The organism is Dactylosporangium sp. NPDC006015 (assembly GCF_040614215.1).
GTDB classification, from domain to species: Bacteria; Actinomycetota; Actinomycetes; order Mycobacteriales; family Micromonosporaceae; genus Dactylosporangium; species Dactylosporangium maewongense.
Window position 1 is genome coordinate 222,921 of sequence record NZ_JBEXUD010000009.1, and the last position, 18,300, is coordinate 241,220.

16 protein-coding genes are annotated in these 18,300 nt (G+C 74.3%); 11 read left to right on the forward strand and 5 right to left on the reverse strand.

From position 1 onward, the window contains the following. Window positions 1-12: 12 nt before the first annotated feature. The 9 genes from ABZ321_RS18585 to ABZ321_RS18625 are packed head-to-tail and all read left to right on the forward strand — an operon-like array spanning window position 13 to window position 10,847. Entirely contained in the window at window positions 13-1,341 is a 1,329-nt protein-coding gene (locus ABZ321_RS18585; RefSeq protein WP_354892860.1) for an FAD-dependent oxidoreductase, read from the forward strand. Then, window positions 1,331-3,043, forward strand: a complete 1,713-nt coding sequence (locus ABZ321_RS18590; protein WP_354892596.1) for a class I tRNA ligase family protein — start codon at window positions 1,331-1,333, stop codon at window positions 3,041-3,043. The genes ABZ321_RS18585 and ABZ321_RS18590 overlap by 11 nt, the downstream gene beginning before the upstream one ends. Beyond that, window positions 3,040-5,094, forward strand: a complete 2,055-nt coding sequence (locus tag ABZ321_RS18595; RefSeq protein WP_354892599.1) for an ATP-grasp domain-containing protein — start codon at window positions 3,040-3,042, stop codon at window positions 5,092-5,094. The genes ABZ321_RS18590 and ABZ321_RS18595 overlap by 4 nt, the downstream gene beginning before the upstream one ends. Then, complete coding sequence (locus ABZ321_RS18600) at window positions 5,091-5,786, forward strand: HAD-IA family hydrolase (RefSeq protein ID WP_354892602.1); 696 nt, start codon at window positions 5,091-5,093, stop codon at window positions 5,784-5,786. Before ABZ321_RS18595 ends, ABZ321_RS18600 begins: the two co-directional genes overlap by 4 nt. Beyond that, window positions 5,783-6,949: a hypothetical protein gene (locus tag ABZ321_RS18605; RefSeq protein WP_354892605.1), complete on the forward strand. Its 1,167-nt coding sequence runs from the start codon at window positions 5,783-5,785 to the stop codon at window positions 6,947-6,949. The genes ABZ321_RS18600 and ABZ321_RS18605 overlap by 4 nt, the downstream gene beginning before the upstream one ends. Before the next feature lie 26 nt (window positions 6,950-6,975). Next, on the forward strand, window positions 6,976-8,193 hold the full coding sequence (locus tag ABZ321_RS18610; protein ID WP_354892608.1) for a hypothetical protein: 1,218 nt from the start codon (window positions 6,976-6,978) through the stop codon (window positions 8,191-8,193). A gap of 46 nt (window positions 8,194-8,239) precedes the next feature. After that, the gene (locus ABZ321_RS18615) at window positions 8,240-9,493 is read left to right on the forward strand and encodes an MFS transporter (protein WP_344498226.1); all 1,254 of its coding nucleotides are present in this window, start codon (window positions 8,240-8,242) and stop codon (window positions 9,491-9,493) included. A gap of 39 nt (window positions 9,494-9,532) precedes the next feature. Continuing rightward, the gene (locus tag ABZ321_RS18620; protein WP_354892611.1) at window positions 9,533-10,288 is read left to right on the forward strand and encodes a class I SAM-dependent methyltransferase; all 756 of its coding nucleotides are present in this window, start codon (window positions 9,533-9,535) and stop codon (window positions 10,286-10,288) included. A 4-nt stretch (window positions 10,289-10,292) separates the two neighbouring features. Continuing rightward, window positions 10,293-10,847, forward strand: coding sequence for a phosphoribosyltransferase family protein (locus tag ABZ321_RS18625; RefSeq protein WP_344498222.1), 555 nt, complete (start codon window positions 10,293-10,295; stop codon window positions 10,845-10,847). Here ABZ321_RS18625 and ABZ321_RS18630 read toward each other — a convergent pair. After that, on the reverse strand, window positions 10,835-11,530 hold the full coding sequence (locus tag ABZ321_RS18630) for a nucleotidyltransferase domain-containing protein (protein ID WP_344498220.1): 696 nt from the start codon (window positions 11,528-11,530) through the stop codon (window positions 10,835-10,837). The two genes, ABZ321_RS18625 and ABZ321_RS18630, sit on opposite strands and share 13 nt — an antisense overlap. 60 nt (window positions 11,531-11,590) lie before the next feature. Beyond that, window positions 11,591-12,775: a hypothetical protein gene (locus tag ABZ321_RS18635; protein WP_354892616.1), complete on the reverse strand. Its 1,185-nt coding sequence runs from the start codon at window positions 12,773-12,775 to the stop codon at window positions 11,591-11,593. Window positions 12,776-13,195: 420 nt separating this feature from the next. On the opposite strand from ABZ321_RS18635, the gene ABZ321_RS18640 reads away from it, so the two are divergent. Further along, entirely contained in the window at window positions 13,196-13,393 is a 198-nt protein-coding gene (locus ABZ321_RS18640) for a hypothetical protein (RefSeq protein WP_344498216.1), read from the forward strand. Between the two features lie 63 nt (window positions 13,394-13,456). On the opposite strand, the gene ABZ321_RS18645 is transcribed toward ABZ321_RS18640, so the two are convergent. Both ABZ321_RS18645 and ABZ321_RS18650 read right to left on the reverse strand, forming a co-directional pair. Beyond that, window positions 13,457-15,673 carry a germacradienol/geosmin synthase gene (locus ABZ321_RS18645; RefSeq protein WP_354892618.1) on the reverse strand — a complete coding sequence of 739 codons (2,217 nt, stop codon included), beginning with the start codon at window positions 15,671-15,673 and terminating at the stop codon, window positions 13,457-13,459. A 7-nt stretch (window positions 15,674-15,680) separates the two neighbouring features. After that, a complete protein-coding gene (locus ABZ321_RS18650) occupies window positions 15,681-16,157 on the reverse strand; it encodes a hypothetical protein (RefSeq protein WP_354892621.1) in 477 nt (158 codons plus the stop codon). Here ABZ321_RS18650 and ABZ321_RS18655 point away from each other — a divergent pair. Next, window positions 16,132-17,292 (forward strand): hypothetical protein, encoded by a 1,161-nt coding sequence (locus tag ABZ321_RS18655; RefSeq protein ID WP_354892624.1) that lies wholly within the window; start codon window positions 16,132-16,134, stop codon window positions 17,290-17,292. The two genes, ABZ321_RS18650 and ABZ321_RS18655, sit on opposite strands and share 26 nt — an antisense overlap. A 70-nt stretch (window positions 17,293-17,362) precedes the next feature. Here ABZ321_RS18655 and ABZ321_RS18660 read toward each other — a convergent pair whose 3' ends face one another. Then, window positions 17,363-18,292: a 4-hydroxy-3-methylbut-2-enyl diphosphate reductase gene (locus ABZ321_RS18660; RefSeq protein ID WP_354892627.1), complete on the reverse strand. Its 930-nt coding sequence runs from the start codon at window positions 18,290-18,292 to the stop codon at window positions 17,363-17,365. Window positions 18,293-18,300: the final 8 nt, after the last annotated feature.

The following is an 18,300-nucleotide window of genomic DNA, read 5'->3' on the forward strand; positions in this document are numbered from 1 at the left end:
CACCGGGACCTGGTGATCGTCGGTGCGGGCATGACGGGAGCGCTGGTGCTCGAGCGGTACCGGCGGATCCACCCTGACGCGTCCGTGCTGGTCCTCGACCGTTCGACGGCCGCGGCCGGGGCGACCGGCCGGTCGGCCGGCGTGTGCGTGCCGCTCGGCGGGGTGCCGGGCAGGACGCCGCTGGTCGGCCCGGGCCAGGCCTACTTCGCCGGCGCGGCCCGGTGGCGGGAGGCCGGGCTCGTGCGTCCGCTCGAGGTCTGGTTCGTGCTGCGCCGCCACAACGTGCCGGGCTTCCTCGACGCGTGGCAGGGCGGGCCGCTGCGACCGGTCGCCGCGCAGCGGGTCGCCACAGTCCGCGAGCGCGCCGGCGACCTGCGCGTCGACCCCGACGAGGCGGTGCTCGCCTCCTCCGGCGACTGCTACGCCGTGGACGCCGCCCGGCTCACACGTGCGCTGCTCGACCTCCATCTGAGCGGGCCGGGTTCGGCGCTGTGGGAAGGGAGCGAGGTGGTCGCCATCTCGCCTGAGCCGGGCGCGGTGCGGGTGGTCCTGGCGTCGGGGCACGCCGTGCACGCCCGGGCCGTGGCCGTGGCAGCGGGTGGCTGGTGCCCGGAGTGGCCCGACGCGGCACCGGCTCAGCCCGTGAAGCGCATCGCCGCCCTCACCGTGGACCACCCTGGCGACGGCCTGCCGATGCTCGACTTCATCGACGACGAGCTGTTCATCCTGCCCGGCGACGCGGGCCTGACGGTGAGCTTCCGGCGGGAGTCGTTCGCGGTCCCCGGCGCCCCGCTCGACCCGACGGTCACCGCCGCCGACCTCGACGAGGGCCGGCGCGCCCTCACCAGGCGCAGCCCGGCACTGGCCGCGGCGGTCGTGGGCGCCCACGTCGGCCACGACGCCTATCCGCACGGCGGCGCACCGGTGGTGACGGTCACCGCGGCGGGCCGGGTGGTCGACGCCCGCGGCATGGGCGGCTCGGGCATCCGCCTCGGCCCAGCGGTCGCCGACCGGGTCGTCGCCGCCCTGACCGCCGCCTTCCCGCAGCCTGCCGCTGCACCGCCGCCCGCCACTACACCGCCGCCGGCCACTACACCGCCGCCGGCCGCTGCACCGCCGCCCGCCGTGCCAGCTGCGTCCGCGCCTGTCCCAGCGGCCATCCTGCCGACCGCCATCACGCCGGGAACGAGCAAGTCGGCCATGCCCACCACGCCGGCCATCACCGCGCAGTCATCCGTCCCCTCGACCGGCGCCGCGGCGGGGTCCGTTCTGCCGGCTCCGGTCGCGCCGGTCGCCACAGTCGTTCCGGGCGGCGTTGTGGGGGTTCGGAATGTTCGGTGAGCTGCGCCGCCAGTATGCGAGCCGGTCGCGGCACCTGGTGCTGGCCGGGTATCCGACGCCGAACGGGCCGCTGCACCTCGGGCACATCGCGGGGCCGTTCCTGCGTGGTGACGTGCTGCGGCGGTACCTGCGCTCGCGCGGGCACGACGCGCTCGCGGTCGGCACGTCCGACTCGTGGGAGTCGAACATCCTCTTCACCGCGGCGAAGGAACGCCGCGACCCGATGGCCGTGGCCGGCGACTACCAGGGTCGTATCACCGCGGCACTGGCCGACTTCGGTGTCGTGCAGGACGACTACCTCGACGTGCACGCGGCGCCGCACCGTGCCGAGCACCGGCGCTACAGCGACGCGCTGGTCCATGCCCTGCACGCCGAGGGACGGCTGCGGTTGCGGGCGGAGCGGCTGTGGTTCGACGCCGCCGCCGGGCGCCCGCTCGTCGGCGGCTGGCTGAGCGGGAAGTGCCCGAAGTGCGCGGCGCCGGCCACCGGCAACTCGTGCGAGGAGTGCGGGACCTGGTTCGGCCCGACGGACCTGCGCGAGCCGGCGCCGCGAGCGGTGCCGGGCCTGAGGCCGGGCCAGGGGGCCGGTGCGCCGCCGGGCGGGACGCTCTCGGCCGTCACCGTCACCAGCGCGTTCGCCGCCCCGGCGGCCGGGATGCGGGCCGAGCGGTGCGCCGAGCGGATCGGCCAGGTCGACACGTACCTGCCGATCGTCGAGGAGTACCAGCGGTGGAACCCGGCCGGCATCCGGTTGACGTACCCGATCGGCTGGGGCGTGCCGTGGCCCCTCGCCGGCCCGGATCACGGGTCCGTGCACTACAGCTACGGCACCGGCCTCGTCGCGGCGAGCAAGGTGATCGGTGACTTCGCGGCCGACCGGCACGGGGTGCCGAATCCGATGTCGGTGAGCTCCGACGTGATCACGGTGGCCGCCGGCGGGCTGGACGCCGTCATGCCGTGGCTGGTGCTGCTCGGCCTGACGACCCGCGGGCTGGACTTCCGGCCGTTCGACTTCTTCCTGTTCAACCAGTTCCTGGACCTGCACGGGGCGAAGTTCTCCACGTCCCGGCGGCACACGATCTGGGTCGGCGACTACGTCGCGGCCGGGCTCGACGTCGACTGTGCCCGGCTGTACCTGGCGAGCCTCAGCCCGCTGACGAAGAGCCAGGACTTCCGCTGCGACACGTTCGCCCGGTTCGCCGCCGGGTGGGCGGAGCGGCTCGACCGGGTCGTGGCGGACCGCTCGGCCGCGCTGGTCGACGGCCCTCCGGCGACCCCCGCGGAGGCGCCGGGTGCCGTCGAGGCGCTCGCCGCCCAGGACCGTTGCCTGCGCCTGCCGGTCACCGACCCGGCCGCGGCGGTGGGCGTGCTCGGCGACTGGGTCGACCGGCTGGCGGCGTCCGGCGGCGACGCCGGTGGGCGACCGCACGACCCGGGCACCGCCTGGTCGCAGTTGTGGACGCTCGCGGTCCTCGCCGCGCCGCTGGCACCGGGCTGGGCGGGACGGCTCTGGGCCGCGCTCGGGCTCGCCGGCGACCCGGACGTCCACACCACGTCCGGCGAGGCGTGCTGGCGGCCGGGGCGGTACACCGGCCTGCGCCCGCCGGCCGAGGCCGCGGTGCGGTTCCTGATGGACAACCCCTCCCTGGGCGGCTACCCGGACGCCCCGACGCCATCCGATGCAAAGGCGGTCCCGCAGTGACATCCAGCGTGATGTTCGTCAATCTCAGGCCGTACCAGCTCGAAGCGAACGCGGTGCTGCTCGCGGCCCGGCGGGCCGGGCTGCGGGTGGCGCTGCTCGCCGACCGGATCCCGCGGGGCACGGTGATGTCGCTGGTCGACGACGTCGAGCTGGTGGACACGTTCGACGTGCCGGCGGCCCGGCGGGCGGCCGCGGCGCTCGTCCAGCGGGCGGCCGTGCGCGGCGTCGTGACCTGGTCGGACCGGGACGTGCGGCTGGTCGCGCGGATCGCGGAGGACCACGGCCTGCCCGGGTTGCGGGACAGCGCGGCCCGCCTGGTGCGGGACAAGCACGCCGGGCGGCAGGCCCTCGCGGGCCGGCCCGATCTCATTCCCGCGTTCCAGCTGGTCGACGGTGAGGCGAGCCTCGCCGGGGCCATCGCGCGCATCGGCTTCCCGGCGGTGCTCAAGCCGCTGACCGGATCCGGCAGCAAGGGCATCTTCGAGGTCGCCGACGAGGCCGGCGCCCGCCGGGCGTGGGACGTCCTGCGGCGGTACACCACCGGGTCGGGAGACCCGATGTTCGCCGGGACCGAGCACCGCTGGCTGTACGAGGAGTGCCTCGACGGCACCGAGCACAGCGTCGAGGGCCTCGTCCAGCACGGGGAGGTCCGCCTCGTCGCGGTCACCGACAAGGTCACGACCGCGCCGCACCACATCGAGGTCGAGCACGTGCAGCCCAGCGCGCTGGGCCCGGCCGCGCTGGCCTCGGTCGGCGAGCTGACCCGGGCGGTCGTGGCCGCGTTCGGGATGGACGACTGCGCGTTCCACCTGGAGTGCAAGGTCGACGGCCGGGGCCGCGCCCGCCTCGTGGAGATCGCCGGGCGGGCGGGCGGCGGCATGATCGCCTCGCACCTGGTGCCGCTCGCCACCGGCGTGGACTACTGCGCCGACATCGTCCGCGTCGCGACGGGAAGCCCGATGGCACCCGCCGGCGCCCCTTCCGGCATTGTCGCCGGGGTCCGGTCCGCCTTCGCCCGGACCGCCGGTGAGATCGACGAGGTCACCGGATACGGCGCCGCGCTCGCCGTGCCCGGCGTCGTCCAGGTCGCGGTGCTGCTCGGCGCCGGCGACCGGGTGAAGCTCCCGCCCGAGGACTTCATGAGCCAGCGGGTCGCGACCGTCATCGCCCAGGCCGGCGACCGCGACGAGCTGCGGGCCAACCTGCTCGCCGCCTGCGACCACCTGCGGGTGCGGCTGCGCGACCCGGGACGGGACGAGACCCTCGAGGAGGTGGCCGCGGGCTGGGACCGGCTGCAACGCGTGCGGGCCATGGACGAGGCGCGGGCGGCCGTGCTCGGGCCGGGCTTCGTCGGGCAGCACAGCAACGTCACCCCGCACTACGTGCGGGCCCTGGCGGAGCGCCTCGGGCTCGGGCCGGGCTCCCGCGTGCTCGACGCGGGCTGCGGCACCGGCGGGCTCAGCCTCGCCCTGGCCGCGGCCACCGGCTGCGAGGTGATCGGCGTCGACCTGAGCCCGGCGGCGGTCGAGGTGGCCACCGAGCGGGCCGTTGGGCACCCAGGCGGCCCACGGACCACGTTCGTCGTCGGGGACCTGGGCGAGCTGAGCGGGTTCGGCGACGAGTTCGACGCGGTGCTGGCGTTCGGCTCCGGGTACTGGTCGGCGCCCGAGGCCGCGGTGCCGCGGTGGCGGCGGGTCCTCCGCGACTCCGGCAGTGCCGTGCTGCTGCTCACCCGGATCCTCGCCGACCGGTCCGACCGGGACCGCGAGGTGGACCTGCAGCCGGGCCTGTTCCTGCCGCACGCCGACTGGGAGGGCGTCCTGGAGAAGGCCGGTTTCACCGTCGCGACCGCCGACCGCACCGACATCGACGGCCTGTACTTCCGGGCGTACCTCGACCGGCTCCGCGAACGGGAGGCGGCGTTGCGCGCGGAGATGGGCGACGAGGACGGCGCCAACTACATCGGGATGTTCGAGCAGTTCCTCGCGTACCACGACGCGGACCTGCTGCGCCGGTGGGAGATCGTCGCGACCCTGCGGGACGCGGCATGACCGCCGCCGAGCTGCTCGTCCTCGACCTCGACGGGGTCCTCGTGGAGAGCCAGGACGCGGAGTCGCGGGCGCTGTGGGAGCTGGCGGGCCGGGCCGGGGCGGCGCTGACGCTCCAGGAGGCGGAGGTCGAGTTCCGGGGCAAGAAGATGGCCGACTGCGTCACCTTCGTCGAAGGCCTGATCGGCGCCCCCGTCGAGGACGGGTTCGTGGCCGCGGTACGGGCGCGCTGCGAGGAGCTGACCCGGGAGAGCATGCGCCCCGTCGACGGGGTCGCCGACGCGCTCGAACGCATCGACCTGCCGATGTGCGTCGCGTCGAGCAGCCCGGCGGCGATCATCGAGCAGCGGCTGCGCGCCACCGGGCTGTGGGCGCGGTTCGCCGGGCGGGCCTTCTCCGCGTACGAGGTGGGCAGCTGGAAACCGGACCCGGGCCTGTTCCTGCACACGGCCGCGGCGTTCGGGGTGGCGCCCGCGGCGTGCGTCGTGGTCGAGGACAGCCTCGTCGGTGTGCGGGCCGGGCTCGCCGCCGGCATGCGCACGCTCGGGTACGCGGACGGGCCGTACGCGGACCTGCTCGCCGCCGAAGGCGTGCCGACGTTCGACGACATGCGGCAGCTACCGCGCCTGGTGTCCACGCCCGCCGGAACAGGACCCACCGGGACAGGGCACGGCGGGACGGGAGGTGCCCGGTGACGGAGCCGACGCCCCGCCTGCTGATCGTCGGCGCCGGCGACCTCGCCGGTCAGGTCCTGTACCAGTTGGCCCGCGACCTCCGGCCGGTTGCCGTCACGCTCGGCGGCCGCCGTGACGCCGAGGTCCGCGGCAAGGTCAACCTCGCCCGGCTGGCCGCGCTGCAGGTCGGCCGGCAGCCCGTCGTCGACGGCCGCCGGGTGGACCTCGACGACGTCGACGCCACCGCCGAGACCATCGCCGCGCTGCGCCCCGACGTCGTCTTCAACGCGGCGAGCCTGCAGTCGTGGTGGGTCATCGGCACCCTGCCGCCCGCGGCGTTCCAGCGCCTGTACCGGGCGAACTTCGGCCCCTGGCTGCCGATGCACCTGACGCCGGCGCTGCGGCTGATGACGGCCGTGCGCCGGTCCGGGGTCAGGCCCGTCGTGGTCAACGCCGCGTACCCCGACGCCGTCCACCCGGTCCTGCACACGGCCGGGCTGGCGCCCGACGCCGGCATCGGGAACGTGGCCAACAACGTGCCGGCGCTGCGGCTGATCGCCGCCGAGCGGCTCGGCGTGCCCGTGCGCGACGTCGGCGTGCGGTTCGTGGCGCACCACTACGTGAGCCATCACGTCTCCCGTACCGGCGACGCCGAACCAGACACGTTCCGGCTGCAGGTCACCGTCAAGGGTGCGGACCGCACCGCCGACGTCGACGTCGGCACGCTGTTCCTGCCGCTGACCAGCAGCCACCGCCGGCTCGGCGGGATGGCCGGGCAGCTGATGACGGCCGCGTCGGCGCTCAGCGTGCTGCGGCCGCTGCTGCACGGCGACGCCGCGCAGGCCCACGCGCCGGGGGTCGGCGGGCTGCCGGGCGGATATCCGGTGCGCATCGGCCACGGCGCGGTCGCCCTCGACCTGCCCGCGTCGGTCGGCCTCGGCGACGCCGTCGCGGTGAACGAGGCCGGGCAGCGCCGCGACGGCATCGACCGGATCCGCCCCGACGGCACGGTGGAGTTCACCGAGGAGTCGGCCGGGATCATGCGGGAGTCGCTCGGGTACGACTGCCGCACCATGCGGCTGGCGGACTGCGCCGACCACGCGCTGGAGCTGGGCGCCCGGTACCAGGAGTACGCGGCCCGCAGCGGCCAGGACCGGACGGCCGCCCCGACCGCGGTCGGCTGAAACCCTTCCCAGGCAAGGAGAAGACCATGTCCGCAGACGACCGCCGGCGGGTGCTGCTGATCGACCGGATCGGCTACAGCCACTACCGCCGCCACGACGGCTCGCCGTTCATGCCCGCCGACCGGTTCGCGGTGACGGTCCTGACCGACCGCGCCAAGGTCGGCGAGGTGTCCGGCGCCGAGATCGACGCGGTGATCGGCATCGACCTCGACGACGTGCCGCTCATGCTCAAGGCCGGGGAGATGGTGCACCGGCACCGCCCCCTGGACCTCGTCGTCGCCATCTCCGAGCGGCTGCTGCTGCCCGCCGCGCGGCTCCGCGACCGGCTCGGGATCCCCGGGCAGAGCGAGGAGCGCACCCTGCTGGTGCGCAACAAGCTGCGGATGAAGGAGCACCTGGGTGGGCTCGGCGTCAGGGTGCCGTGGCACGAGCCCTTCAGCCCCGAGGCGGTCGCCACGCTGCTCGAACGGCACGGCCGGGTGGTGCTGAAGCCGACGGAGGGGATGGCGTCGACCGGGGTGTTCTTCCTCGACCGGATCGAGCAGCTGCGGCCGGTGCTGGACGCCAACCCGGGCCTCGATCGGGCGAACTACGAGGTCGAGGAGTTCATCGATGGTAATCTCCACCACGTGGACAGCGTCGTGCGGGACGGCGAGCCCGTCGTCGCCACGGTGTCCAGGACGGTCGACCCGACCACCAGCTATCACGACGCGGCGCCCTGCCGGGACCACAACATCGGGCCCGGGCCGGACCGGGAGGCGCTGCTGGCGTTCAACGCCGCGGTGCTGAAGTGTTTCCCGTGGTTCAGCGGGGTCACCCACCACGAGATGTTCCTCGACCGCGCCGGCGAGGTGGTGTTCTGCGAGATCGCTGGCCGCCCGGGCGGCGGCGGCATCATCCCCGGCTTCCGGCACCAGACGGGCGTCGACCTCGACGAGGCCGCCGTCATGGCGCAGCTGGGCGACGCCCTGCCGGTCCCGGCGAAAGACCCTGCGACGGACCCGGTGCCGCTGATCGGTTACGTGATGGTCTACCAGCCCGGCGGCGTGCTGGAGGCGACCCCCGCGGCGCCGGACGTGCCGTGGCTGGTCGACCTGGCGTACCTGCGGCGCCCGGGCGACGTGCTGCCGGTGCCGACCCGGTGGAGCGACGCCGTCGCCGCCGTCACGGTGGAGGGCGCGACCGAGTCGGAGGTCCTCGACCGTCTCGACCACATGGTGCGGCACGTCCGGGGCACCGGCTGAAAAGCAGCTAAGACGAGCAGCAGAGACGAGCAGCGAAGGAGCTGTCATGGGCAAGGCTCGACCCGGCCGCGCGGACCGGCGGCTCAGCCGCCCCGCGTGGTGGTTCGTCGGCGGGTACGGGCTGTCGGCCGTCGGCACCGGGCTCTGCTACCCCTTCCTGGCGATCTACCTGCACCAGTTCCAGGGGCTGCCGGCGGGCGAGACGGCGGTGCTGCTGCTCGTGCTCGCCGGCGCCGCGGTGCCGATGTCCGTGTACGGCGGTGCGCTCGTCGACCGGCGCTCGCCCAGGGCGGTCGCCGTCGGCGCGCTGCTGGTGCAGACGGCGGGGTGGCTGCTGCTGGCGGCCGGGCGCGGCTACGCCGCCCAGCTGGCGGCGCTGCTCGTGATCGGCGTCGGCACCGGCCTGTTCCTGCCGGCCGTGGTCCCGATCATCGCTAGGCTCAGCGGCAGCGAGGAGGTCAAGGTCCGCACGATGTCGATGCGGTACCTGCTGCTCAACGTCGGCCTGGGCGTCGGCGGCGGGCTCGGCGGCCTGCTGCTGGGCGCCGCGACCGACGCCACCTACCGGTGGCTGTTCGCCGCCGACGGCGTCAGCTGCGCGCTGTACGCCGTGGTGATCGCCGTGTTCGTCCCGCTGCCGGAGGACGCCGACGCGGTCGGGTCCCAGCGCAAGACCCTGGCCCGGTTCCGGCCCGGGCGCAGTTACGTGCTGCTGCTGGTCGCGCAGCTGCTGCTGGTGACGTTCGGGATGGCGCAGCTGGAGAGCGGCGTGCCGCTCGCCGTGCGCACCGAGATGGGTGGCTCCACGACGCTGGTCGGCGCCCTGTACGCCGTCGGCACGTTCGTCGTGCTGGCCGGGCAGCTGCCGGTGTCCCGCTGGGTGGAGCGGGTGCACAAGACCCGTGCGCTGATCGCGATGAGCCTCGCGTGGGCCGGTGCGTGGCTGGTCGGCTACGCCGCGGGCGCCGTGAGCGGCGGGGCGAGGACCGCGCTGCTCGTCGTCATGATGGTCACGTTCGCGCTCGGCGAGTGCGCCTACAGCCCGGCGTTCTACACGCTCGTGGAGCGGCTGGCACCCCCCGGCACCCTGGGCCGGGCCACCGGCGCCGCGTGGGCGACGTTCCAGGTCGGCAACACGATCGGGCCGCCGGTCGCGGTGTACCTGCTCAGCACGCCCGTCCCGTTCTGGCTGGTGCTCGCGGTCGCGGCGACGGCCGCCGCGGGGCTGGTGTTCGCCGTGGACCGGCGGATGCACACGCCGGCGGAGCCGGAGCGGGCGCTGAGCACGGTCGCCGGGTAACGCTGGACATCGATCCGTCCGGTAACTAGCGTGAGGGGTATGACTCCTTACGTCGCCGACCCCGGTGCGTGGCAGGAAAGCTGGGACCTGCAGCAGTCCGCGTTCATGCCGGACCGGGAGCACCGCATCGCCGCGATGATCGACGCCGTGGAAGCGGTCACCGAGGATCCGCCCCGGGTGCTGGACCTGGCCGGCGGCACGGGATCGATCGCGCTCCGGGTGCTGCGCCGCCTGCCCGACGCCGAGGTCACCCTGCTCGACGTCGATCCCGTGCTGCTGTGCATCGCCCGGGCGTCACTGCGCGACCGGGCGCAGATCGTGACCGCCGACCTGCGCGACCCGGCCTGGACCGGCGCGCTGCCGCACGCCGGATACGACGCCGTGCTCGCCGCGACGGCCCTGCACTGGCTGCCGGCCGAGCGGCTGCGCGTGCTGTACGGCGAGATCCGGACCGTCCTGCGCCCGGGCGGCCTGCTCGTCAACGCCGACCACATGCCGGACCCGCAGCTGCCCGGCCTCACCAAGCAGCTGGTCGCCTCCGCCGACGCGCGGCGGGACGCCAGGTACGCCGCCGGCGCCGCGCCGACCTGGTCCGCGTGGTGGGACCTCGCCGCCGCCGACCCGGTGCTCGGCCCGCTGGCGGCGGACCGGGCCGTCGTCCACCCCAAGGGCGCGAGCGCGGAGTTCCTGCCGCCGGTCAGCTGGCACCTCGAGGCCCTGCGCGACGCCGGTTTCACCGAGTCGGGCACGCTGTGGCGCGGCGGACCTGACGCGGCGGTCGCTGCCGTACGGTAGCCGCGTGGTTGATCTCGTGGGCCGGCTGCAGGTCGGCTTCCACTGGCGGCGTGCGCCGTACTCGGATGTGGCCTGGGCGGACGTGACGGAGTGGTGGCGGGACCCGGTGGTGCTGCGGGATCTGCCCGCCGCCGTCGCGGGGCTCGTGCCCGGGTCGCCGACGCTCGTCGCCGGGCCCGTCTCGCGCGGCAGCCTGCTCGGCGCGCTCGTCGCGGCGCACCTCGGCGTCGGGCTCGTCGAGGTGCGCAAGAACGACCGGGCGGCGTCCGGCCCCGATCCGGGCTTCGTGCGCCGAGCGCTGCCCGGTTCGTACCATGGCGGCGGCGGTGTCATGAGCTTCCGCCGCGGCCTGGTCCGGCCGGGCGACCGGGTGCTCTGCGTGGACGACTGGGTGGAGAGCGGCACGCAGGCCGAGGCGACCCGGGACATGGTGCTCGAGGTCGGTGCGGATTTCGTCGGTACCGCGTGCGTCGTCGACGACATCGCCGACACCCCGGAGGGCGACGCGTTACGGACGGCGCTCGGCCTGCGCGCCCTGCTCCGCGCTCACGACCTCTGAGGCAGGAACGCGGCCCGGACGCGCAGCAGCCAGTCCTCGGCGACCCGCTCGTCCGGCGACGCCGGCAGCACGCCGGGCGTCGCGTCGAACTTCGCCTCGTAGTCGGCGAGCATCGTGCGCGCGGCGTCCACGTCACCGCCCGCGACCCGCTCCCCGAAGTCGAGGAACCGCTGCGGCTCCTCCAGCCGGATGTGGATCACGCCGGTCGTGTACGCGGTGTACCCCTGCCAGCACAGCCGCAGCAGGTGCCGGGCGTGCTTCGCGGTCCGGTGCCGCGTCTCGGACGAGAACGACCCGTCGCCGCGCGACTCCAGCTTCCGGAACTGCTGCGTCGCGTAGCCGAGGTACGCGTCCCGGATCCGCTTCGACGACAGGAACGACGACCGGATCGCGATGAGCTCGTCCCCGAGCGGCGTGCGCGTCTCGTACAGCTCCTGCGGCAGCCACATGAGCTCCGACACCGTCGGGTTGCCGCCGAGCGCCAGGCCGCAGTACTTGCGGGCCTCGTGCAGCGTCACGTCAGGGTGCGTCGACACCACCGACTCGACCGGCTGGTGCAGCCCGTGAAACGCCACCGTCGGCGCCGCGAACACCCCGAGCCGGTCCACATCGGACCCCGGCCCCGCCAGCCCGTACGCGGTCGAGCCCACGATCCCCGCCAGCAGCACATTCTCCGGTGTCATGCCCCCCAGTGTCCCGGACGTGTCACCCGGGTTTCACCCCCGCCGCCCCGGTCCGCCCGGTCACCCGGAGCAGCGGGTGGTGGCGGGGTCGGTCAGCTGCATCAGCAGGCACAGCGCCCGGTCCGCGTCGACGTCGTCGGTCGCGTCCTCCGGGATGAGCGGCCCGAGCGCGACGAGGGCCAGCACGGCGACCACCCCGACCATCACGGAGACCCGGAACCAGGCCGGCACCGGCTCGACCCACTGCCGCAGCGCACCCGCCCGGCCGGGCGCCGCCGCACCGGACCGGTTCAGATCGCGCAGCGGGGCGAGGCCGAGCACCCGCCAGAACTCCTCGTCGGCGACCTGCTCCGGCGGGTCGGGCAGCTCGCCCGGACCGGTGTCCAGCAGCCGCAGGTCCCGGTACGCCGGCGACCCGTCCGAGAGATAGTCGTGGACCGTCCAGAACTCCTCGTCGTCGCCGTCCTCGACGAACCCGGTCGCCATCCGCCGCGGCCGCGGCACGGTCGGCGCCTGCGCGGCCCGCTGCCCGGCCGCCTCCCACCCGGCGGGGGCCGGCGCCGACCCCGCCGCGGTCCACTGCCGCCGGGTGCCTTCGGAGCGCCACAGCCTGAGCCGCTCGGTCAGCGCGCCGATCTGCGCGGTGAGCTCCGCGACCTGCGCTCTGAGCAGGACGTTCTCGGCGAGCGCCTGGTCCCGCTCGACGGTGATCTGGGTGAGGGTCGACTGCGCGTGCTCGACCCGCCCGGCGAGCTTCACCACCTCGGAGACCAGCGGGACCTCCGACACCAGCGGCACCGCGTCGGCGACGTCGGCTTCCGCGACCGGTGCGGGCTCCTCGCCGTCCGGGGCGGCCCCGTGCACGGCCGTGTACAACCGGACCAGGTCCTGGTGCACCTGCCCGGGGTCGTCGAGGTCCGCCCGCAGCGCCCGCTCCACCCGCTGGCAGGTCTCCCAGGTCGGGCCGCCCTTCAGCAGTTGCTCCGACACCCGCCGGCTGATCCTGCGCCGCTCCTTGCCGGGGTCCAGCTTCTCCAACCGGCAGACCGTCTGCGCGAACCTGCTGAAGGTGTCCTGCTCGCCGTAACCCTTGATCAGCAGGTCACGGACGTAGCCGGCGAGCTCGACGACCCGGGGGTCCCGGTCCTTCTCGAACTGCTCCTTGGGCGACAGGTAATGCGTGCGCCGCCTGTCGACCGCCGGCAATGGATCACCGTCGACTCCGACGTCTTCCCGGTCGGCCATGCTGGGTCCCTCCGACGCTGTGCCATCGAGCCTGCACGCCGCCACTGGCGCACCGGGAAAGCATCGACAGATTGTTACCACCACGTGCAGCGACACGCGAATCCGTTGTCCTTCTTTTGACCGTCGGGTTGACCGTCCGGCCGTTTGAGCAGCTCAGCCCGTCGCCCGCCAAAGCCGCTGCAACCTGCGGCAAGACCGGACAAGTTGACTGGTGCGACGACCGCACGTTGTCCGGTCGCCTGTTGATCTCGCACCGGACGTAATGATGCGCCGCGACGTTTTCAATCGTCGCTCAGCGTGTTTGCATCGACCGTGTGGCGGTGCGTTCGCGCACCGTTCACTGCGCTCCGCCCATGAATTGGCGCGACGGACCCCCGGCGCGCCACCAATTGCGCAATTGAAAGGAAGTGAACCCACCTCATGCCTGAGCAGATCCCGCTCCGGCGGGTCCGGACACTGCGGGGGATCACCTTGATCGCCCGGCAGGGATCGCTGATTCTCGACGGCGTCGGTCTCACCGCCGCGATGACAGCGCACGAGAGCGCCGCCCTGGTCGGCGGCGCTCTCGCGATCGGGCTCCGGCTCGCTGCTGACGGTTTGGACGGCCTCGGCAGCTGAGATCGAAGCTCTCCTGGTGGCAGGGCCGGATCGGATCCGACCCTGCCGCCGCTCAGCACGAACCTAGGCCGATCCTCCGGTGGTCGCAACGGGGCGCTGGAAGGAGAAGCCCTTCGGGGCGGTGGGGATGCGGATGGTGGTCGCCAGTGCCGGGGCCGGGTCCTCGGTGCGCAGGAGGGCGGACTCGGGATAGCGGTCGGTGGCCTCGTGCCAGGCGATGATGCCGGACATCCAGTTCTGCAGCTGGACGACGTAGGTGTCGATGCCGGCGCGGGCGGCCTCCGGGAGGCGGAGGTGCTCGTAGAGGGCGGGCAGCTCCACCGCGACGATCCGCTCGAACTGCTGCATGCGGGCCGTCATCAGGTCGCGGACGACGAGCGCGGCCTGGTCGCGGGAGATGTCGAGGAAGTTCTCGACGACGAGGACCATGTTGTGCAGCTCGCCCTCGAACTCGATCTCCTTCTGGTAGGAGAACAGGTCGTTGACGAAGCAGGCGTAGTCGCTGGCGGCGGCCTCGAGGTTCTGGATCGGGCGGGTGCCGTAGACGTCCGGCGGGACCTGGCGGCCCTGGCGGAAGCGGGCCAGGCTCATCGTCAGGTCGGAGCCGAACGTGCGCCGGCGCATCTCGATGTAGTCGACGGGGTCGGGGATGCGCCGCTCGTGCTGGTTCTGCAGCTCCCACACCCAGCTGTCCAGCATGACGTCCACGGCCGCGCGGAACTCCTCCCGGTGCGCGGCGCCCATGGGGCCGGCAGTCCGGGGCCACAGGTCGGCGAGGCCCCGTTCGAGCGGGCTCACCGGTACCGACGCGGAAACCAGATCCAGAGGCATGAGGGACTTCAGTCGGGCCACCATCGCGCGGGCCCCGGTCAGGTCGCCGGTGGGGCCGTAGACCTGCGGGAACCAGTCGTCGCCGTAGGTGCCCCAGCTGAGCCACTGGGTGCCCAGCTCCAGCTCCGCCGCGGTGCCGTCGGGGTTGAGCGCGCCGGCGCAGACCGCGAAGTCGTAGCCGGCCAGCTTCCGCTCCGTCCACACCGACGGCGACGGACCCGGCCGCGGCACGGGCTCGAAGAAGCCCATCGCGCGGGACCACTCGATGACGCTGCGGCGCGCCGCCTCCAGGTGCCCGTTCTGCCGCGAGGTGTACGGCATGTACAGCTCGGGCACCGGCAGCGGGCCGGTGGTGCGGGCCGGGCGGACGTCGTGCTGACGGGCCCGCACGGTCAGGCCCAGCCGCGCCGCGGACGTGCCGATCCCCATCGGCCCGCCCAGCGTGAACTGCCCCGTCGGCCGGACGTCGGCGTTCATGTACCGGCTGGAGCGCAGGTGCCACTCGTGCCCGCCCGCCTGCCAGTCCTGCAGCCCCTGGGCGTACTTGAGGACCCGCAGCCGCTCGACCGGGTCCAGGGCATGCTCGGCGAAGAGCGGCTCCAGCTCGGTCACAACCGTGTGCTCGAACTGCTGCAGGCGCGACGTCAGGATGCTGTTCACGGCGTCGGCGGCCTCCTGCGGCGCGTAGCCGAGGAAGCGCTCCAGGACCAGCACGCAGTTGGCCAGCTCACCCTCCTGCTGCGTTTCGCGCTCGTACGAGAAGAGGTCGTTGCGCAGGTGCACCCCGTCGGCGAAGGTGTCCTTGAGGACCCGCAGCGGCCGGCTGTGCGCGACGCGCGCCGGGATCTCCGCGCCCGCGGCGAACTCGACGAGGTTCGCCGACCAGGGCGCGCCACCGACCTTGCGCCGCATCTCGATGTACTCGATGGGGTTGGAGACCCGGCCGGCGTTGATGTTCGCCAGCTCCCACAGCGACTCGTCGAGCAGGTTGCGGGTGCTGTGCACGAAGCGCTCCCGCCAGTCGGCGGACCTCGCCGGCACGGTGCGCTCCCACAGCTCCTTCAGCCCCTTCTCGACCGGGTTCGTGGGCTCGTCGACGACGGCGCCGTGCAGCGGCATGAACAGCCGCAGCCGCTCCAGGTAGGCCTCCGCCCCGCGCATGTCCTGGGTGCGCTTGAAGACGTCGAGGAAGTGGTCGTCGAAGAAGAACACCCACACGTACCAGTCGGTGACCAGGTCGAGCGCGGCCGCGGACGCCTCCGGGTGCGTGTAGGCGCACAGCAGCGCGTAGTCGTGGTCGTCCAGGTCGCGCTCGTCCCAGATGCCGGAGCCCTCCACCATGCCCATCTCGCGCGCCCACGCCTTGGTGTGCGTGCGGGCGCCCTCCAGGTTCGGGTTCAGGCGGGCCGGGTACGGCTGGTAGAAGTCGGGAAGCGTAAACGGGCTCACTGTTGTCCTATCGTGCTGTGCCGTCGTCGACGACATCGGTGAAAACGTCGACGGTGACGCTCGGCAGGCCCGCGTCGGCGGCGGCGAGGCGGGCGTCCCGGTTGAGGGTGAGGGCGCGCAGGTCGGCGCGGGCCTCGGACTGCCGGTTCGCGGCGGCGTCGGCACCGTCGGGCAGCGGCGCGTCGACGCACTTCCAGAGCTTGGAGATCACGGCGCTGCCCGCCCTGCCGACCGGCTGCCCGCCCGCCATCGCCGGCCACTCCTGCTGCTCGACGATGTGGATGTACTCCCCGGTCAGCTCCCGCATCGCGGCGCCTTCGGCGGCGGGCAGCGTGTCGGCGTAGTGGTTGAGGTCGACGACGGCGCGGGCCTCGGCGCGGCTGCTGTCCTGCGCGCCGTCGCCCGCCTCCCAGACGCTCACGATCACGAACGTCATGAGGATGGCGTACAGGACACCGATGATCGCGAATGCGATGCCGGCCACGTCGTTGTTCTCCGGTGCGCCCGCGACTGCGCTGCCCGAGGGGCTCGTGTGGGTGTCGCGGGGGCCCGGCGACGCCGGTTCGGCGCTGCACCGGGTCACCGCCGGCGGCACCGTGGCCCGCACGCCGCTCGGGTACGCGGTCAACGCCATCGGCTGCGCCGGCGACGGCACGCTCTTCGCCCTCGCCACGGCCCGCGCCGGGCGGAAGCTGCGCGCCGGTCCGCACGTGGTGCGCATCGGCGGCGACGGCCGCGTCACCGACCTGGGCGCGGTCCCCGGCACCCGGCGCGCGTCCGGATACCCGCTCGCCGACGCGTACGGCGGCACGGTCGTCGCCGCGGGCGGTGTCGTCCGGCTGCTGGTCGGGACGGCGTCCTCGGTGCGGCCCGTGCAGCTCTCGCCGGGCGCGCCCCGGCTGCTGCCGTCGCGTCCGCTGCCGTCGTTGCCGTACGCCGGTGGCTGGGCGGTCGAGCCGTCCAGCGGTGACCTGCTCACGGTCGCGGCCCGCGGCGGCCGGGCGCAGCTCGTGCGGGTGGGCTCGCGGGTGTCGTTCACGCCGCTGCCGGCGGTGCTGCCGGGCCGGTCCGCGTACGGCGGCGTGGCCGTGCACCCGGACGGCACGCTGACCGCGCTGTTCAACCAGGCGTCCGGCCCGGGCGCGGGTCCGGGGACGGGGCACGCGCCGGGTGGCAGCGCCCTGTTCCGGATCCCGCTGTCGGACCCGTCGCGGGCGGTGAAGCTCGCGGACCTCGGCTCGGTCGCGTCGTCGGACGCCACGGCGTGCCCGGTCCAGCCTCCCCCGGCCGTCGCCGGCGAGCCTGATCCGGTGGTGCCGTCGCCCACGCCGACGCGCCGGCCGGTGCCCTCGCCTTCTCCCGCGGCAGCGGAGGTGCCGGCCCCGATGGTGACGATGGCGCCGCCGCGGCCCCAGGTGCGCAAGGCAACCCCCGCCCCGCCCTCCTCCGTGCCCCCGCCGCCCTCCACGCCGGCCCACCGGTCCAACGTGCGCCCCGCCGAGCCCGTCGCCGTCCCGGCCTCGGCGTCGTCACCGGTCGGCAAGCGGTTCATCCCCGTCGCCGCCGGGTTCATGATCGCCGCCGTGGCGATGACCCGCCTGTTCCGCCGCCGCCGCTGACCCCGCCCCTCGGCCGCCGTCCACCGCCGCGGGTCCTCGCCCGCGGCGGTGCGGGCCGCTGTCCGCCGGTTCATGAGCGGACCGTCGACGGGAGGGAGAACTGCAGCCGCTCCACGGCGACGCGGCGCTCCTCGACGGTCAGCGGGCCGAAGGCGCGCAGGGCGGCGATGACCTCGTCGACCAGGTGCGGCGGGGCCGAGGCGCCCGCGGACAGGCCGATGACACGGGCTCCGGCCAGCCACGCCGGGTCGATCTCCGACGCGTCGTCGATGAGGTGGGCGGGTGTGCCGAGGCGGCGGGCCAGCTCGACCAGTCGCAGCGAGTTGGACGAGTTCGCGGAGCCGACGACCAGGACCAGGTCGGCGTCGCGGGCGACCGCCGCCACCGCCTCCTGCCGGTTGGTCGTGGCGTAGCAGATGTCGTCGGATCCGGGCCCCCGCAAGGCCGGGAACCGTGCCCGCAGCGCGTCGACCACCTCGCCGACCTCGTCCGCGGCGAGCGTGGTCTGCGTCAGGTACGACACCCGCGACGGATCCTCGACCCGCAGCCGCGCGACGTCGCCGGCGGACTCGACGAGGACCGTCCGCTCGGGGGCCTCGCCCAGCGTCCCGTCGACCTCCTCGTGGCCGGCGTGCCCGACGAGCACGACCGTGTCGCCCCGGGCGGCGAACCGGCGGGCCTCGGCGTGGACCTTGGTGACGAGCGGGCAGGTCGCGTCGACCACGCGCAGCGACCTGGCCTCGGCCTCGGCCCTGACCTGCGGGGCGACGCCGTGCGCGGAGAACACGACGGTCGCCCCGTCCGGCACCTCGTCGAGCTCCTCGACGAAGACGGCGCCCCGGGCTTCCAGATCGGCCACGACGTGACGGTTGTGGACGATCTGCTTCCGCACGTACACCGGACGATCGGCAGCGTCGAGGACCCGCTCCACAACCTCGATCGCCCGCTCGACGCCCGCGCAGAAGGACCTCGGGGCGGCCAGCAGGACCGTCCGTCGCATCGTCGCCA

What these genes read in the sequence shown, in the direction of transcription:
- ABZ321_RS18590 (WP_354892596.1), top strand. Translation starts at nt 1,331, where the DNA reads ATGTTCGGTGAGCTGCGCCGCCAGTATGCGAGCCGGTCGCGGCACCTG.
- ABZ321_RS18600 (WP_354892602.1), top strand. Translation starts at nt 5,091, where the DNA reads ATGACCGCCGCCGAGCTGCTCGTCCTCGACCTCGACGGGGTCCTCGTG.
- ABZ321_RS18610 (WP_354892608.1), top strand. Translation starts at nt 6,976, where the DNA reads ATGTCCGCAGACGACCGCCGGCGGGTGCTGCTGATCGACCGGATCGGC.
- ABZ321_RS18615 (WP_344498226.1), top strand. Translation starts at nt 8,240, where the DNA reads ATGGGCAAGGCTCGACCCGGCCGCGCGGACCGGCGGCTCAGCCGCCCC.
- ABZ321_RS18620 (WP_354892611.1), top strand. Translation starts at nt 9,533, where the DNA reads ATGACTCCTTACGTCGCCGACCCCGGTGCGTGGCAGGAAAGCTGGGAC.
- ABZ321_RS18630 (WP_344498220.1), bottom strand. Translation starts at nt 11,530, where the DNA reads ATGACACCGGAGAATGTGCTGCTGGCGGGGATCGTGGGCTCGACCGCG.
- ABZ321_RS18635 (WP_354892616.1), bottom strand. Translation starts at nt 12,775, where the DNA reads ATGGCCGACCGGGAAGACGTCGGAGTCGACGGTGATCCATTGCCGGCG.
- ABZ321_RS18640 (WP_344498216.1), top strand. Translation starts at nt 13,196, where the DNA reads ATGCCTGAGCAGATCCCGCTCCGGCGGGTCCGGACACTGCGGGGGATC.
- ABZ321_RS18655 (WP_354892624.1), top strand. Translation starts at nt 16,132, where the DNA reads ATGATCGCGAATGCGATGCCGGCCACGTCGTTGTTCTCCGGTGCGCCC.
- ABZ321_RS18660 (WP_354892627.1), bottom strand. Translation starts at nt 18,292, where the DNA reads ATGCGACGGACGGTCCTGCTGGCCGCCCCGAGGTCCTTCTGCGCGGGC.